We start from the raw sequence: 15,943 nt of genomic DNA, 5'->3' as shown, positions 1-15,943 counted from the left end.
ATCGTTGTGGGGAACTAGTCGGATAAATCGCCCTCAGCGCTGCATTTCTGCCAAATCCCCCTTGCGTCACCTTTCGTCCTGCGGGAACTTTTGTGCCCCTCACGTCGTACCCAGCCGGCCCCCGCCCGGCGGGCGACCGAAGGCCCCCACCCACCGCGCGGACTCGTCCGGCCCGCCGTACCCGATGGAACACCCATGCACCTCCGCTCCACCGCCGCCCGCTCCCTGGTGGCCGTCCCCACCGCCGCCGCCCTGCTCCTGCTCGCCCCCGCCGCGCACGCCGCCGCCGGCGGCAACGGGAAGGGCGCCCCCGGCAACAACGGCACCGTGAAGATCCACAACGCCGGCACCGGTCAGGAGGACGTGCGCAACGAGCCCAAGGTCTGCACCTTCTACCTGGACTCCTTCGGCTTCGACGCGAACCAGGACGTGCTCTGGGCGATCTTCGACATGAACGGCGACATGACCGAGCCGGTCGTGTACGGCGACCTCCCGGTCGACTCCGAGGGCCACATCCGCACCGAGGACATCAAGCTCCCGGACGGCCACTACAAGCTGTTCTGGGCGGCCGTGCCGCTGGTCGACGGCGAGCTGCCGGAGAACCCGGACGTCAGCAACCCCAAGCAGAAGGTCTTCAAGGTCGACTGCGGCGGGCAGACCCCGGCCCCGACCGGCAAGCCGACCGCCGTGCCGAGCACCAGCCCGTCGCACACCCCGGCGCCCTCGCACTCGGCCACGCCGTCGCACACCCCGGAGCCCAGCCACACCCCCGCGCCCTCGCACTCGGCCACGCCGTCCACCACCCCGCTGCCGCCGGTGCCGACCACCCCCGCGCCGACCACCCCGGCCGCCGAGGTCCCGAGCGGCACCCCGACCGGCGGCCCGAGCACCGTGCCGAGCGCCGGCCCGTCCACCCCGCCGACCGCCACCGTCCCGGTGCACCCCGGGGACGGCACCAAGGTCAGCCCGAGCCGGCCGCTGGTCGTGCCGGCCAAGGTCAGCGTCCAGACCCCGATCCCGGGCGCGGCCGCCGACGGCAAGAAGCTGGCCACCACCGGTAGCGACGGCACCCTGCTGTATGCGGGCGCCGGCACCGCCCTGCTGGTCGCCGGTGCGGGCGCGGTGGTCTACACCCGCCGTCGCCGCACCTCCGCCTGAGGCACCCCGGTACGCCGGCCCCCGGGGGTCTGAGCCCTCCGGGGGCCGCGGTGCCGCGTCTGAGCCGCGGCACCGAAGCGCCCGGCCCGTCGACGTCCGTCGGCGGGCCGGGGTTCGTCCCTGATCAGGGGCGGAGACGACGGAAGCCCCTGACCGCACGGGGGGACGTGCCAGGGGCTTCCGTTCATCTCCACGGCCCCAGGGGCCTCAGTGGTTCACTCCCGTCACGGATTCACCGCCAGCACCACGAACTCCGCCAGCACCCCCAGGTGCAGCGCGCCCTGGAGCAGGGTCGCCCGGCGCGGGATGACGGTCAGGGTGCCGAGCACGACCGTCAGGGTCAGCAGCACCAGGTGCGAGGGTTCGAGGCCGAGGACGAGCGGGCCGGAGAGCCAGACCGAGGCGATCGCGACCGCCGGGATGGTCAGGCCGATGCTGGCGAGCGCCGAGCCGAGGGCCAGGTTGAGGCTGGTCTGCACCCGGTTGCGCACGGCCGAGCGGAGCGCCGCGATGGTCTCCGGCAGCAGCACCATCAGGGCGATCACCACGCCGACCACGGCGTGCGGCAGTCCGGCGCTCTCCACCGCGGACTCGATGGTCGGCGAGACGCCCTTGGCCAGGCCGACCACCGAGACCAGTGCGACGGCGAGCAGCAGCATGCTCGTCCCGGCGGCGCGGACGGTGGGCGGGGTCGCGTGGTCCTCCTCGTCCTCCTCCCGGCGGACCTTGCCCTCCGGGGTGACGGGCAGGAAGTAGTCCCGGTGCCGCAGGGTCTGGGTGGTCACGAACAGCCCGTACACCACCAGCGAGGCGATGGCCGCGTAGGTCAGCTGGGTGGTGGAGAACTGCGGGCCCGGGGTGCTGGTGGTGAAGGTCGGCAGCACCATGCTGAGCGTGGCCAGGGTGGCGATGCAGGCGAGCGCGGTGCCGGTGCCCTCGGCGTTGAAGACGGCGGTGCGGTACTTGACCGCGGCCACGATGATGGACAGGCCCATGATCCCGTTGCAGGTGATCATCACGGCGGCGAACACGGTGTCCCGGGCGAGGGTCGAGGACTTGTCCCCGCCGTCGGCCATCAGCGTCACGATCAGCGCGACCTCGATCACCGTGACGGCGACCGCGAGCACCAGCGATCCGAACGGCTCCCCGGTCCAGTGCGCGATCACCTCGGCGTGGTGCACGGCGGCCAGCACCGCCCCCACCAGGAACACGGCGACGACGCCGACCACCCAGCCGGGCAGGTCCTCGTGCCAGGTGAGGGCGAGGACGACGAACGCCGCCACCGGGACGACGACGGTCCATTGCGCGGAGGCCGCGCGGAGCTTCGTGATCATGCGCCCGAGGATCCCAGACCGGGGGCCGGTCGCCCGGGTGCCCGCGCCGGGATACGGGTGGATGTGGCACAACTCATCCCGATACGTCCGCTCACCCGCCGTAGTCGGCGAGGTACCGGAGCACCTTGTCGACGTGCGGCCGGACCCGCTCCGGGACGCCCCCGGCGGCCGTCACGGTCTTGTCGCTGGTCCGGTACGCGGCGGCGACCAGCGCGGGCAGGTCGCGGGTGAAGCCCTGCCGCTTGAGCTGCTGGTCGAGCCAGCAGACGTAGTTGCCCATCGCGGCGATCGCGTCGCCCGGGTCCAGGTAGGACTTCGGCCCGGGGTGGCTGGCGGCCTTGGCCCAGGCCTCGAAGACCGCGGGCGTCCACATCGCGATGCCGTACTCGCCGGTCTCCGGGCGGGCCGCGTTCGGGTCGAAGCCGCTCTCCGCCTTGAGCATGGCGGCCAGCAGGACGGGGGTGACCTCCGGTTCCGGGCAGCGCCGGGCGGCGTCCTCGACCATGCCCCGGTAGGCGGGCGGGACGTCGGATCCGGCCGGGATCTGCCCGGGCAGCGGTGCGGCGCGGTGACCGCCCGGCCCGGCCCGGCCGACCGGCTCGGGGCCGCCGGTGAGCGCGAGCAGGACGGCCGTGCAGGCCAGCATCCCGAGGCCGGCCCGCAGCACCCGGCGGCGGGCGGCCGGGCGGGCGCCGGCCCGGGCCACCAGGGCGGCCAGGTCGGTGCGGGCGCGCTCCTCCCGGTCCGGGGCCAGGCAGGCCGCCACCACGGGCCGCCAGCGGGCGGGCAGTGCCTGGTCCGGCCGCAGCGGGGCCGCGCCGCGCGCGTACGCCTGGGCGGCGAGCGAGCGGGCCCGGGCGGTGGCACCGAGGAAGGGGTGCAGCCCTCCGGTGAGCAGCTGGTGGGCGATCACCCCGAAGGCCCAGACGTCGGCGCTGGGGCGCACCGCGACCCCGCGCGCGCCGGTGCGCTGGGACCACCACTCGGGCGGGACGTGGTCGGGGGAGCCGAGCGGCGGGGCGTAGGCGTGGGTGCCCTCCAGCTCGGCGGTCAGGCCGAAGTCGGCGATCTTGGCGGTGCCGTCGGGCATCAGCAGGATGTTGGCCGGTTTGAGGTCCCCGTGCACCCAGCCGGCCCGGTGCATGTGGGTCAGTCCGGCGCACACCTCGGCGAGGATCCGCTCGGCGCCGGGGACGGCCCGGCCGGGGCGCGCGGTGGCGAGCAGGTCCTGGAGGCTGCGGGCGGCGCGTTCCATCACCAGCGCGACGGCGCCGTCCAGTTCGGGGCGGCCGGGGTCGTCGACGGTGACCACGGCGAGGGTGCGGATCAGGTGGGGGTGGTCGGCGCGGCGGCTGAACCGCAGTTCCCCGGCGGCCATCTGGGCCGCCGTGCGGCGCTGGCCGGGGCTGGAGCGGGCCGGTCCGAGCAGCTTGACGGCGGCCGGGGAGCCGTCCGGGCCCTCGGCGGCGTAGACGCTGCCCCAGGCGCCCGCGCCGAGGAAGGCGCCGGTGCGGTAGCCGGCCAGGAGGTAGCCCGGGGGCACCTCGAAGGGCGGCCGTGAACCGGGTGGCGGCCCCGGCGGGTCGGCCGGGGTCACGGCCGGGTGGCCGGGCGCCGGGGCGGCAGCAGCGCGAGGTGCTCCTCCCGGACGAGGTCGAAGCGCAGGGCCAGGGCGACCAGTTCCTCGCGTTTGCCCCCGGCCGGGCCCTCCTCGTACGGCTCGCGCAGCCGCAGTTTGGCGCCGACCAGGTAGTCGATGTGGTAGTTCACCGCCGAGCGGGTCAGCCCGTGGCAGGCGGGCAGGGCGCGCAGCCGGGCCAGCACCTCGGTCGCCCCGGGGACGGCGGCGGCGGAGGGCGAGCGCAGCCGGGGTTCGCAGAGCGCGAGCAGCACCAGGAAGTACTTGGCGGTCGGGTCCAGGGCGAAGGGGCTGACGGTGCGTTCGCCGTCCGCGCCGGCGGAGTGGCCGTCCAGGTAGGAGTGCTGCGGGGCGAAGACCTTGAAGGCGGCGGGCTCGCCGAGGGCGGGCAGCAGGACCCGGGAGAGTTCGAAGGGGACGGGTGCGCCGAGCCGGCCGGGGGCGACCTTGACGTGCTCCCCCGCCCCTTCGAGGTTCTCCACCACGTAGGTGGCGGTGGTGGAGAAGTTGGACAGCAGCCAGTAGTCCTCGGCGGCGACCACTTCGCCGGCCCGGCGGGAGACGCCCTGGTCGGGCAGTGGGATGGGGACGGGCCGGGCGGGCTCGCCGCGGCCGAACACCGCGGTCTCGCCGGGGCCCATCCGCAGCAGTGCGGGCGCCGTGCCGGGCGCCGACTCCGGCCTCTGGTTGGGTAGTTGCACGATGACCGTGGCCACGCCGCCACCTCCGTGGGATCGGTTCGATGGTATCCGTCCGATTCGCCCCGGAGGCAAGGCGCTTACCCGGACGGGTGAAGGAGTCCGGACGAAGGGCGGGGCGGGCCGGGGCCCGGACGATCGCTTTCGACAAAAGGGTGGTTCAAGGCCTGGTCAAACGGGCGGACCCGGAGTACGTGGAACCGGGCCCCGGGCCGCTCCGACCCTCCCCGGCCGCACGGACGGGACTCCTCCCGGCCTCCCGCCACTCCTCGCGGGACCCCGGCCGCGGGCGCGATCGGCCACGAACCCTTGCAGGTCGGGAACTTGGCGAACGCCCTGGGCGCTGCGGACCTACTGATCATCCGTCAGGCCGCGACTTGTCCGTGCGCTGAACATCCGGCGAACGATTGCAGCCAGTAGTTGAACCGTCACCATGGGTGTGACGCAACGCACACTTGCCGATCTCATGATGTGTGCAAGACTCATCTCAAGAAGTGAGATTCCCTTTATTTCCAAGGAGGTTCGTATCATGCGCACTCGGATTGCAGCCGTGATGATGACGGTGGCAGGGATCGCCGGGCTGTCGGCCGCCCCCGCCGTGGCCGCCACGGCGACGTCCGAGGCCGGCACCGCGGCCTGCGCCACGGTGCTCAACCGCCCCTGCATCACGCACCAGGCCGACGGTGAAGGCATCGTCGGCATCGCCCAGGTCAGCGCGGACCCCACCCAGTTGACGATGGTTCAGGTAGAGGTGCGCACCCAGCAGGCCTGGGGCAGCCCGTGGGAGACGGTCGCCAGTGCGACGACCGTCCGACTCGGCTCCGCCCAGGCCGTCACCCCCAAGGTCACCGCCACCGCCCCCCGCATCATCTGCGCCACCGCCGGCCCGGCGCTGGACGCCGCCAAGCAGGTGACCACCTGTACCAACCCGTTCTGATCCGGCGCGCTCCGCTCCGGTGGGCCGGACCCCGATCGGCCGCCGGAGGGGCGCCGTCCGGAAGGACACCTCCGTAAGACAGGGAAGCCCGGACCTCCGGGCACCGGGAGCCGGGGCCTTCGGGCCCCGGCTCCTCGGGCGTCCCGGCCTCCCCGGCCTCCCCCGCCTTCTCGGGCGGCCCGGGCGGCCCGGGCGGCCCGGGTGGCCCGGGCACCGGAAAGCCCTCACCAGGCAGAACATCCGGCCCGGAGACCGGCCCCGGGTGGACCTGGGGGCCCCGTTCACGGCAAACTGGTCTAGACCTCGGAGGTCTAGACCTCAGCCTCGCCTCAGAACGGTGGACCCAGTATGGAAATCGTGATCGTCCCTGACGCCCCAGCGGCCGGCGAACTCATCGCCGCGGCGATCACCGATCTGCTGACCGGCAAGCCCGAGGCCCTGCTCGGCGTCGCGACCGGCTCGACCCCGCTGCCGATCTACCAGGCCCTCGCCGAGCGGGTCCGCGACGGCCGCCTGGACGCCTCCCGGGCGCGCATCTGCCAGCTGGACGAGTACGTCGGCCTGCCGGCCGGCCACCCGGAGTCCTACCGCTCGGTGGTCTTGAAGGAGGTCGTGGAGCCGCTCGGCCTGACCGAGGAGTCCTTCCTGGGCCCGGACGGCAACGCCGCCGACATCGCCGCGGCCGCCACCGCCTACGACCGCGCGCTGGCCGAGGCCGGCGGCGTGGACCTGCAGATCCTCGGCATCGGCACGGACGGCCACATCGGCTTCAACGAGCCCTGCTCCTCGCTCTCCTCCCGGACCAGGATCAAGACCCTGACCCGGCAGACCCGGGTCGACAACGCCCGGTTCTTCGACAGCATCGACGAGGTCCCGCACCACGTCATCACCCAGGGCATCGGCACCATCCTGGAGGCCCGCCACCTGGTGCTGCTGGCCACCGGCGAGGCCAAGGCCGAGGCCGTCGCGCTGGCCGTCGAGGGCCCGCTGGCCGCCGTCGTCCCCGCCTCGGCGCTGCAGCTGCACCCGCACGCCACCGTGGTGGTGGACGAGGCCGCCGCCTCCCGCCTCAAGCTCGCCGACTACTTCCGCGACACCTACGCGGCCAAGCCGGCCTGGCAGCAGCTCTGACCCCTGCGGTCGCCTGCGGCGGGGGGGGGGGGGGGGGGCGCGCGGGGGGGCCCGCCCCCCGGGCGGCCCCCCCCCCCCCCCCCCCCCCCCCCCCCCCCCCCCCCCCCCCCCCCCCCCCACGTACGTNNGCGCCCAGGGGGGCGGGCCCCCGGCCCCCCCCCGGGGGGGCGCGGGGGGGGGGGGGCGGCCCCCCCCCCGGGGCCCCCCCCCCCCGCGCCGTGTCCACCCGGCCGCCCCCGTCCGGATGCCTCCCGCCCGCCCGCCTCCCGCCCGGGCCGTCGCCGGCGGGGCAGGACGGCTCAGCGCTTGCGCAGCCAGTCGGCGAAGGCCTCCAGCGCCGGGCCCGGGTCGCGGCGGCCGACGCCGATCCGGAAGCGGTCGGCCGGGGTGGGGGTGAGCTCGGAGCGGAACATGCTCGCGGGCATCAGCAGCACGCCGGCCTGCTCGACCAGCGCGGTGCAGAAGTCCTCCACGCCGTCCGGTCCGAGGTAGCGCGGGTAGGCCACGCAGCCGCCGTCCGGGGCGCGCCAGTCGAAGAGTTCGGGGAACTCGGCGAAGAAGGCGTCGAAGTGCGGCAGGTTCGCCGCGATGACCGCCCGGTTGCGGGCGAGGATCCCCTCCCGGGCGGTGATCGCGATCCGGGCCAGCACCTCGCTCGGGGCGGAGTTGCAGATGGTGGTGTAGTGCTTGGCCCGCTCCAGCCGGGTGCGCAGCTCGCGGTCCCGGCAGGCGATCCAGCCGATCCGCAGGCCGGGCAGGCCGAGCGACTTGGAGGTCACGTTGAGCGAGAGCGCGGTGGCCGAGAGGTCGGCGGCCTGCGGCAGGATGCGGGCCGGGTCGCGTTCCAGGCCGCGGTAGACCTCGTCGGAGAACAGCCGGATGCCGCGCTCCTCGCAGAGTCCGGCGAGCCGGGCGAGGTCGGCGGCGTCGATCAGGGTGCCGGTCGGGTTGTTGGGGAAGTTGACCGAGAGCACCTTGGTGTTCGGCCGCAGCGCCGCCTCGACCGCGTCCAGGTCGAGCGCCCAGTCCTGCCGCTCGTCCAGGGCGACGCCGGTGACCTCGCAGAGCGAGAGCGGAACGGTCTCCGCCGACTGGTAGTTGGGGGTCACCACCACCGCGTGGTCGCCCGGCTCCAGCAGCACCTGCATGGCGAGGTTGATCCCCTCCTGGGCGCCGCCGAAGCAGATCACGTCGTCCGCGTCGACCCGCTCGTACATCCCGGCGATCGCCCGCCGCAGGCCCGGGTCGCCGAAGGTCTCGGTGTAGCCGAGCGCCAGGGTGTCCCAGGCCTCGCGGTCCTCCGGGCCGGCCAGGGCGAGGAGTTCGGCCATCGTCATGGTCTGGGCGTCGGAGGCGGTGAGGTGGTGTCGGGCGGTGAACTCCCAACGGGTGAAGTAGGTTTCGAGCCGGAAGTCGGGCAGCTGGGTCATCGGGTGCTCCTCAGTTCTTCCTGGGCATGGCGGGGTGCTTGAGCTCGGCGAGCAGGGCGTAGGCGGTGGAGCGGGAGATCCGCAGCGCCACGGCCACGGCGGGGACGGCGCGGCGGACGGCGAACACCCCGGCCGCGTCCAGTTCGCGCAGCACGGCGAGCCGGTCCTCGCGGGTGAAGCGCTCCAGCGGGCGGCCCTGGGCGCGGACGTGGCCGCCGACCACCTCGTTGATCCGCTCCGTCCAGTCGCGTTCGAACAGCGGCTCGGGGCGGGGGGCGGTGGGGGCCGCGAAGTTGGCCAGCAGGGCGGCGGCCTGGTCCAGCGGGCCGCGGTCCAGGTTGACGCAGAGCACCGCCGAGGGCCGGCCGGCGTCGTCCCGCAGCACCGCGCTCACCGAGGAGAGCCGCCGGCCGTCCGGCAGCAGCTTCTCGTACGGCCCGTAGACGTCCGGGGCCGAGGGGTCCAGTTCGTCCAGCTCGCCGAGCAGGGACGGGTCGCCGGGCGCGCGCGGGGTCAGCGGGTTCCAGATGGCCAGCACCCGGTCGGTGGCGGTGTCGTGCAGGACCACCTCGGCGTACGGCCCCAGCAGCTGGGCGACCGCGCGGCAGACCGGCGACCAGGTCCGCACGCGTGGGTCGGGGGTTTCGGCAGGCATGGCTGGACTGTACGTCCGATCCGGACACATAGTCCAGGAGGAAGGGCGGGAGCGGGCACGGAGAGGCCCCGCCCGGCGGTCCGGACGGGGCCTCCGAGGGGGCGCCCAGCAACAGGTGGTCAGCTGCGGGTGATCAGCGGCAGGTGATCAGCAGGCCGAGGACGGAGGTGCAGTTGCGGGTCGCCTTGCTGGTGGCGGGCGAGGGGTCGGCGGGGGCGCCGGCGGTGCGGGCCACGGTGACGTCCCAGGAGGTGACCAGGCTCAGCGCGCCGACCCGGACGGAGAAGTGCCGGGTGGTACTGGCGCCCTTGGCGAGCGGGGCGGCCAGCGTGCAGGTGAGCTTGCCCGCCGCGACCGTGCAGTCGGCCGAGGTGCTGGTCAGCCCGGTGGGCAGGGCCGCGGCGACGGTGGCCGCCGTGATCGGGTCCGGGCCCTGGTTGGTGAGGGTGACGGTGTAGTCGACCCGGCCGGAGAGCAGGTCGGTGACCGGGGTCGCGGTGAGCGCGACGGCCAGGTGGGCGCTGGGCGCGGTGTAGCCGAAGCGGTCGGCGGCGACGGCGGCGCTGGTGCCGCCGGGCGTGGTGACCTGGACGTCGACCGGGCCGGTCACGGTGGTGGCGGGGGCGGTCGCGGTGCAGCTGGTCTTCGTGCAGCTGAACGAGGTGGCCGGGCCGGCCGCGCCGAAGGTGACGGCGGTGGCGCCGTTGAGGTCGGTGCCGGCGATGGTCACCGTGGTGCCGCCGACCCCGGAGCCGCCGTTCGGGCTGATCCCGGTCACCACGGGCACCGGCAGCGGGAAGTTCAGCACGTCGACGGCGTCGCCGGTGAAGTCGGCGAGGTAGCCGCGCCGCCCGTCGGCGCTCAGCGCCAGGGTGTACGGACTGGCACCCACCGGGACGGTCGCGGTGACGGTCCGGCTGGCCGCGTCGATGACGCTCAGCGTGTTGTCGGCGTAGTTGGAGACGTAGGCGGTGGAGCCGTCCGGAGCGAGGGCCACCGCGTAGGGGCCGTTGCCGACCGTGACGGTGCCGACCAGGGTGTTGGCGCCGGTGTCGAGCACGGCGGCCGTGGTGTCGTCCCCGTCGGCGGCCCACAGCCGGCTGCCGTCGGGGCTGAGCGCCAGGCCGAAGGCGCTGTGGCCGACCGCGACGGTGGCGCTCACCGCGTTGCTCGCGGTGTCGACCACGTTCACCGCCTTGGCGCCGGAGGCGGCGACGTACAGCCGCTTGCCGTCGGGCGAGACGGCGAGCCCGTGCGGCTCGGCCCCGACCGGGACGGTGGCGGTGACGGTGCCGCTCGCGGTGTCCAGCACGCTGACGGTGCCGGCCCCGGCGTTGCTGACGTAGGCGCGGGCGCCGTCCGGCGAGAGCGCCAGGCCCCAGGGCTGGACGCCGACCGGGACGGTCGCGGTGACGGTGCCGCTCGCGGTGTCCACGACGCTGACCGCGTTGTCCAGGTGGTGGGTCAGGTAGGCGTGCTTGCCGTCGGGCGAGACGGCGACCGCGTACGAGCCGGTGCCGGCGGTGAAGCTGCCGGTCACCGTCCGGCTCGCGGTGTCGAGCACGCTGACCGTGCCGGTGCTCTGGCTGGTCACGTAGGCCCGGGCGCCGTCCGGAGTGAGCGCCACACCGGCCGGGTAGGGCGCCACCGGCACGTGGGCCGCCACGGTCGGCGGGGGCGCGGCGGCCTCGGCGGTGGCGGGCTGGGAGAGCAGCGCGGCCGTGGCTGCGGATATCGCCGCCACGGCCGTCCAGGTGCGCCGGGGTGCGCGCGGTGATCTCACGGATTCTCCAGGGGAGGTCGAACCAGGGGGAGGTGGTGAAGGGTGGTGCCGAAGGGATCTGGCTCCGGAGCCGCTGCGAAGCGTAGATCGGGTGGTGACGGCACGTCAGGAGTTGATCGGTAATGTCGCCAACTGTTCAGATTCGACCGGGATGCGCTCGGATCGCAGTCGGGATCGCGGTCGGGATCACCGCCGGGATCGCAGTCGGGGTCGCGGTCGGGGTCACCGCCGGATCGCCTCGTGCGGGAAATTGGAGTTCTGGAGTCGTATTCGATAGCGTTTCGAACGTGAGGCTGACCAAGAGCACCGACATCGCCCTCCGCATCGCCATGCGGCTCGCCGTGATCGGCGAGGGCGAGAACCCGACCACCCGCGAGGTGGCCGAGTCGGTCGGCGTGCCGTACACCCACGCGGCCAAGGTGGTCAGCAGGCTGCAGCACCTCGGGGTGGTGGAGGCCCGGCGCGGACGCGGCGGCGGGCTGATGATCACCTTCGCCGGGCGGACCGGCTCGCTCGGCCTGCTGCTGCGCGAACTGGAGGGCGTCGGCGACGTGGTCGGCTGCGAGGACGACCCGCCGTGCCCGCTGCGGGCCGCCTGCCGGCTGCGCGGGGCGCTGCGCACCGCCCAGGAGGCGTTCTTCGCCGCGCTCGACCCGCTCAGCATCGACCAGCTGGTGGCCTCCCCCACCGGACCGGTCCTGCTCGGCCTCACCGCCCGACCCGCCGACTGACCCCGCCCCCGAGGGGTCGGCCGGCGCCCACGGCATTAAATAAGAGTCTCAGATACCAGTTCTCAGCTACCGTCAGGAGCTCCTCCGATGCTGTCCGCGAAGTCCGCCGAGGTCGTCGAGGCCACCCTGCCCGTCGTGGGCGGCGCGATCGGTGACATCACCCCGCGCTTCTACGACCGGCTGTTCGCCGCCCACCCCGAGTTGCTGCGCGACCTCTTCAACCGGGGCAACCAGGCCAACGGCACCCAGCGCGAGGCGCTGGCCGGCTCGATAGCCGCCTTCGCCTCCGCGCTGATCGGCCACCCCGACCAGCGGCCGGACGCGATGCTCGCCCGGATCGCCCACAAGCACGTCTCGGTCGGCATCGAGAGCGCCCAGTACAAGATCGTCCGCGAGCACCTGTTCGCGGCGATCGTCGAGGTGCTCGGCGAGGCCGTCACCCCGGAGGTCGCCGCCGCCTGGGACGAGGTGTACTGGCTGATGGCCAACGCGCTGACCGCGATCGAGGACCGGCTGCGCGCCGAGGCCGCGGCCGGCGGCGACCCGGCCGACCTGTGGCGCCCGTACACGGTGGTCGCCCGCCACCAGGAGACCTCGACCGTCACCAGCTACCTGGTCCGCCCGGCCGACGGCCGCCCCGCCCCCGCCTCCCGCCCCGGCCAGTACGTCTCGGTGCGCACCCGCCTCGCCGACGGCGCCCACCAGATCCGCCAGTACAGCCTGTCCGGCGGAGCCGACGGCGCCCTGCGGTTCAGCGTCAAGCGCGAGCCCGGCGGCGAGGTCTCCGGACACCTGCACGACCACCTGCACGCCGGCGACACCGTCGAACTGGCGCCCCCGCTCGGCGACATCAGCCTCGCCGACGGCGACGGCCCGGTGCTGCTCGCCTCCGCCGGCATCGGCAACACCCCGATGACGGCGATGCTCGACCACCTCGCCGCCACCGGCTCCACCCGGCGGATCGTCTCGGTGCACGGCGACCGCGACCAGCTCAGCCACGCCTTCCGCGCCGACCTGGAGCAGCTGACCGCCCGGCTCGCCGACGCCGACGCCCACGTCTTCTACGAGCAGCCGCTCGGCGACTGGCCGGCCGAGCGCACCGGCCTGGTCGACCTGTCGACCGTCGAGGTCCCGGCCGGCACCACCGCCTACCTGTGCGGACCGCTGCCCTTCCTGCGCGCCGTACGCGGCCAGCTGCTCGCGGCGGGCGTCCCGGCGGCGGACATCCACTACGAGGTGTTCGGGCCGGACCTCTGGCTGGGCGCCTGACGTCCCACGGTTCGGCGGCCCGCTCGGTACGGCCACGGGCGGGCCGCCGCCGCTTCCGGCGTCCGGGTGCGGTCAGAGCCTGAGCTCCAGGGTGCAGCACTTCGCCCCGCCGCCGCCCTTGAGCAGCTCGGAGACGTCCACCGGGATCGGCTCGTAGCCCTCCTCGGCGAGCCGGCCGGCCAGGTTCTTGGCCGTGTCCGGGAGCAGCACCCGGCGGCCGTCCGAGACCGCGTTCAGTCCGAACACCTCGGCGTCGGCCCGGTCGGCGAGGATCGCGTCCGGGTAGAGGGTGCGCAGCACGGAGCGGCTGTGGGCGTCGAAGGCCTCCGGGTAGTACATGACGTGGTCGTCGGAGAGCACGGCCAGTGCGGTGTCCAGGTGGTAGAAGCGCGGGTCGACCAGGGTCAGGCTGACCACGGGGACGCCGAACAGTTCCTCCGCCTCGGCGTGGGCGGCCCGCGAGGTGCGGAAGCCGGTACCGGCGAGCACCCGGCGCCCGACCACCAGGTGGTCTCCCTCGCCCTCGTTGACGTACCCGGCGCGGCGCACCGCGCGGTAGCCGTGCAGCCGGAACCAGGACTGGTAGGCCTCGGACTCGGCGGCCCGCTCCTGGTGGCGGAAGGTCGCCACCAGGGCCCGGCCGTCCAGGACGGTCGCCCCGTTGGCGGCGTAGACCATGTCGGGCAGGCCGGGCACCGGGTCGATCAGCTCGACGGTGTGGCCGAGGCGGCGGAAGGTGCGGTGCAGGCGCTCCCACTGGCGGACGGCGAGCGCGGTGTCGGTGGGCTGCGCCGGGTCCATCCACGGGTTGATCGCGTAGTCCACCGTGAAGTACGTCGGCCGGCACATCAGGTAGCGCCGGGGCCGCGCCGTACGTGCCGGGGTGTGCGTGGGCATTGCTCAACCGTCCTAGGATCGCGGGGAGTTCGGGTGCGGAGCTGCGGGTCGCTGCTCAGGCGGCTGCCTCGCGATCCCCGCTCGCACACCCGCGCGGGCGCCCCCGGCGGGCGCAACCCCCCGCGCACCCGGCGCGAGCCCCGGCGCACGGACCGGCGGGCCGCACCGGTCGCCGACGGCCCGGAGTCGGCTCAGCGGCGGGCCGGGCCGGATCGGTTCACCGGCGGGCCGCACCGGTCACCAGCGCACCGCGGCGAAGTCCACCGGCTCGGTCCGCAGTGCGCGGGCCCGGACGGCGAGGGCGCGCAGCCGGCGGTCCGCTTCCTCGGCGGGCATCCGGTGCTTGTCGCCGTGGCCGGGCAGCAGCCACTCGAAGCGCAGCGCGTCCAGGCTCCGCTCCAGCGAGGCCGCCTGCTCCTCGATCGAGTACCAGGTCACCGCCTCCTGCACCTCGATGTCCCGGTTGGTGCGGGACCAGTACAGGCTGTCGCCGGTGAAGCAGTACCGCTCGTCGGCGACGTACAGCACGCTGCCGCGGGTGTGGCCGGGGAAGGGGTGGGCGACCAGGCCGGGCGAGACCTCCACCGGGGCGGTGCCGCGCAGCACCCGGTCGGCGTCCGGGGCGGCGGCGAGGTCGCCCTCGTGGATCCAGAGCCGGGCGCCCAGCCGGTCGGCGTAGGCGCGGCCGTGCGCCGCGTGGTCGCGGTGGGTGAGCAGGACGTCGGTGACCGGGCCGAGCGCCTCGTAGCGGGCCGCGAGGGCCTCGCTCCAGCGGGGCGTGTCGATCATCGCCCAGCCGTGGGGGCGGCGGCAGAGGTAGGCGGTGGCCCCCGCGGTCCGCCGGGAGTTGTGGCCCAGCAGCAGCACCTCGCCGGCCTCGTCGAGGGCCAGCGGGAAGGGGTCGGTGGCCCGGTCGAGCGGGCCGTTGCCGGGGCGGATGGAACGGGTCGGGCAGGCGTGGGCGGCGGCGAGCAGTTGGCGGCGCTCGGCCTCGTCGCGCGGCTGGCGGACCAGTTCGGACTTGCGGTCGCGCTCCCGGATCAGGTCGGGCGCGAGCTGCCGGGCGACGTCGCAGTTGGTGCAGCGGTCGTCGACGGTCCAGTGCTCGGAGCTGTTCATGGCCGGTGCTCCCCCAGGGAAGGTACGGCGGCCGGAGCGGCGCGCCGTCCTTCGAGCATCGTCCGGGCGCGCCGGAAAGCGGAAGGGGGAGCGGACCTTGTGCTTTGCCGGAGCGGCCGCTCTGCCGCCCGGGCGGGGCCGTAGAGCGTACGTGGCCCATCTCACGTTCCGCCAGGCTCACCTACGGTGGCGTAGGTCACTTGAATGGGTGAACTATCTCTTTCATGCCGAACCTCCAGGAGACCCTTGACCTCAGTTCGTACGCCGCCCTCGGGGACAGCTTCACCGAGGGCCTGAACGACCCCGGTGCCGACGGCGCGTTCGCCGGCTGGGCCGACCGCCTGGCCGGGCTGCTCTCCGACGGGCGGCCGCCGGGCGGGTTCCGCTACGCCAACCTGGCGGTGCGGGGGCGGCTGTTGGACCAGATCGTGGCCGAGCAGGTGCCGCAGGTCCGCCGGCTCCAGCCCGACCTGGTCACCTTCTGCGCCGGCGGCAACGACATCCTCCGGCCCGGCAGCGACCCGGACGAGGTGGCCGTCCGCTTCGAGGCCGCCGTCGCCCAACTCGCCGAGAACGCCGGGACGGTGCTGATCTGCACCGGCTTCGACACCCGCGAGGTGCCGCTGATCAAGCACCTGCGCGGCAAGATCGCCACCTACAACGGCCACATGCGGGCCGTCGCCGACCGCTACGACTGCAAGGTCGCCGACCTGTGGTCGCTGCGCGCGGTGCAGGACCGCCGGGCCTGGAGCGAGGACCGGCTGCACCTCTCCCCCGAGGGCCACCAGCGGGTCGCCCTGCTGGCCGCCCGCTCGCTCGGCCTGCGCACCCAGGACGACCCGGAGGCCCCGTGGCCGACCGCCCGCGCGCTCACCCCGGCCGACCAGCGGCGGGAGAACCTCCAGTGGGCGCGGGAGTTCCTGATCCCCTGGGTCGGCCGGCGCCTGCGCGGGGAGTCCTCGGGCGACCACGTGGAGGCCAAGCGGCCCGATCTGCTGCCGCTCTGACCGCTCGTCAGGAATGACGGACCGTCAATACTGATGCCCTGTCAGGCGTCGGGGGGGGGGGGGCGGGCCGGGCGGGCCCGCCCCCCCCCCCCCGGCGGCGGGGGGGCGGGCCCCGCGGGGGCGCGCCCCCCGGGCCAGGGCCAAGACCAGGAAAG

At 74.6% G+C, this 15,943-nt stretch carries 14 protein-coding genes; 6 read left to right on the top strand and 8 right to left on the bottom strand.

Annotated features, from left to right (window positions below; translation table 11 throughout):
- Nucleotides 1-195 precede the first annotated feature (195 nt).
- Nucleotides 196-1,158, top strand: a complete 963-nt coding sequence (locus tag ACFY2K_RS14750) for an LPXTG cell wall anchor domain-containing protein (RefSeq protein ID WP_387711616.1) — start codon at nucleotides 196-198, stop codon at nucleotides 1,156-1,158.
- Nucleotides 1,159-1,382: 224 nt separating this feature from the next.
- Here the strand turns inward: ACFY2K_RS14750 and ACFY2K_RS14745 are convergent, their stop codons facing one another.
- The 3 genes from ACFY2K_RS14745 to ACFY2K_RS14735 form a co-directional block, all read right to left on the bottom strand.
- On the bottom strand, nucleotides 1,383-2,492 hold the full coding sequence (locus ACFY2K_RS14745) for a calcium:proton antiporter (protein ID WP_375886733.1): 1,110 nt from the start codon (nucleotides 2,490-2,492) through the stop codon (nucleotides 1,383-1,385).
- A gap of 91 nt (nucleotides 2,493-2,583) precedes the next feature.
- On the bottom strand, nucleotides 2,584-4,089 hold the full coding sequence (locus ACFY2K_RS14740) for a serine/threonine-protein kinase (protein WP_387711614.1): 1,506 nt from the start codon (nucleotides 4,087-4,089) through the stop codon (nucleotides 2,584-2,586).
- The gene (locus ACFY2K_RS14735; protein ID WP_380527929.1) at nucleotides 4,086-4,847 is read right to left on the bottom strand and encodes a serine/threonine protein kinase; all 762 of its coding nucleotides are present in this window, start codon (nucleotides 4,845-4,847) and stop codon (nucleotides 4,086-4,088) included. The genes ACFY2K_RS14740 and ACFY2K_RS14735 overlap by 4 nt, the downstream gene beginning before the upstream one ends.
- Before the next feature lie 511 nt (nucleotides 4,848-5,358).
- Between ACFY2K_RS14735 and ACFY2K_RS14730 the strand changes: the two genes are divergently transcribed.
- Both ACFY2K_RS14730 and nagB read left to right on the top strand, forming a co-directional pair.
- Complete coding sequence (locus ACFY2K_RS14730) at nucleotides 5,359-5,766, top strand: hypothetical protein (protein WP_380527932.1); 408 nt, start codon at nucleotides 5,359-5,361, stop codon at nucleotides 5,764-5,766.
- A 348-nt stretch (nucleotides 5,767-6,114) separates the two neighbouring features.
- Entirely contained in the window at nucleotides 6,115-6,897 is a 783-nt protein-coding gene (gene nagB / locus ACFY2K_RS14725; protein ID WP_380527935.1) for a glucosamine-6-phosphate deaminase, read from the top strand.
- A gap of 299 nt (nucleotides 6,898-7,196) precedes the next feature.
- Here nagB and ACFY2K_RS14720 read toward each other — a convergent pair whose 3' ends face one another.
- From ACFY2K_RS14720 to ACFY2K_RS14710, 3 genes are all read right to left on the bottom strand, one after another.
- Nucleotides 7,197-8,327: an aminotransferase class I/II-fold pyridoxal phosphate-dependent enzyme gene (locus ACFY2K_RS14720; RefSeq protein ID WP_380591136.1), complete on the bottom strand. Its 1,131-nt coding sequence runs from the start codon at nucleotides 8,325-8,327 to the stop codon at nucleotides 7,197-7,199.
- Between the two features lie 10 nt (nucleotides 8,328-8,337).
- Nucleotides 8,338-8,982, bottom strand: a complete 645-nt coding sequence (locus ACFY2K_RS14715) for a transcriptional regulator (protein WP_387711611.1) — start codon at nucleotides 8,980-8,982, stop codon at nucleotides 8,338-8,340.
- A gap of 133 nt (nucleotides 8,983-9,115) precedes the next feature.
- Complete coding sequence (locus tag ACFY2K_RS14710) at nucleotides 9,116-10,765, bottom strand: beta-propeller fold lactonase family protein (RefSeq protein WP_387711609.1); 1,650 nt, start codon at nucleotides 10,763-10,765, stop codon at nucleotides 9,116-9,118.
- Nucleotides 10,766-11,052: 287 nt separating this feature from the next.
- Between ACFY2K_RS14710 and ACFY2K_RS14705 the strand changes: the two genes are divergently transcribed.
- Both ACFY2K_RS14705 and ACFY2K_RS14700 read left to right on the top strand, forming a co-directional pair.
- Nucleotides 11,053-11,496 (top strand): RrF2 family transcriptional regulator, encoded by a 444-nt coding sequence (locus ACFY2K_RS14705; protein ID WP_375886713.1) that lies wholly within the window; start codon nucleotides 11,053-11,055, stop codon nucleotides 11,494-11,496.
- 87 nt (nucleotides 11,497-11,583) lie between these two features.
- Entirely contained in the window at nucleotides 11,584-12,765 is a 1,182-nt protein-coding gene (locus ACFY2K_RS14700; protein ID WP_387711607.1) for a globin domain-containing protein, read from the top strand.
- Nucleotides 12,766-12,837: 72 nt separating this feature from the next.
- Here the strand turns inward: ACFY2K_RS14700 and ddaH are convergent, their stop codons facing one another.
- Together ddaH and ACFY2K_RS14690 are read right to left on the bottom strand one after the other, a co-directional pair.
- Nucleotides 12,838-13,662, bottom strand: coding sequence for a dimethylargininase (gene ddaH / locus ACFY2K_RS14695; protein WP_375886707.1), 825 nt, complete (start codon nucleotides 13,660-13,662; stop codon nucleotides 12,838-12,840).
- 237 nt (nucleotides 13,663-13,899) lie between these two features.
- Nucleotides 13,900-14,781, bottom strand: coding sequence for an MBL fold metallo-hydrolase (locus ACFY2K_RS14690; protein WP_375886704.1), 882 nt, complete (start codon nucleotides 14,779-14,781; stop codon nucleotides 13,900-13,902).
- Nucleotides 14,782-15,005: 224 nt separating this feature from the next.
- On the opposite strand from ACFY2K_RS14690, the gene ACFY2K_RS14685 reads away from it, so the two are divergent.
- Nucleotides 15,006-15,788 (top strand): SGNH/GDSL hydrolase family protein, encoded by a 783-nt coding sequence (locus ACFY2K_RS14685; protein WP_375886702.1) that lies wholly within the window; start codon nucleotides 15,006-15,008, stop codon nucleotides 15,786-15,788.
- Nucleotides 15,789-15,943 lie beyond the last annotated feature (155 nt).

Source organism: Kitasatospora sp. NPDC001309, from assembly GCF_042896295.1.
Taxonomy (GTDB): Bacteria; Actinomycetota; Actinomycetes; order Streptomycetales; family Streptomycetaceae; genus Kitasatospora.
The sequence above is the reverse complement of the archived record's forward strand: the minus strand, read 5'-3'. Positions and strand labels throughout refer to the sequence as shown.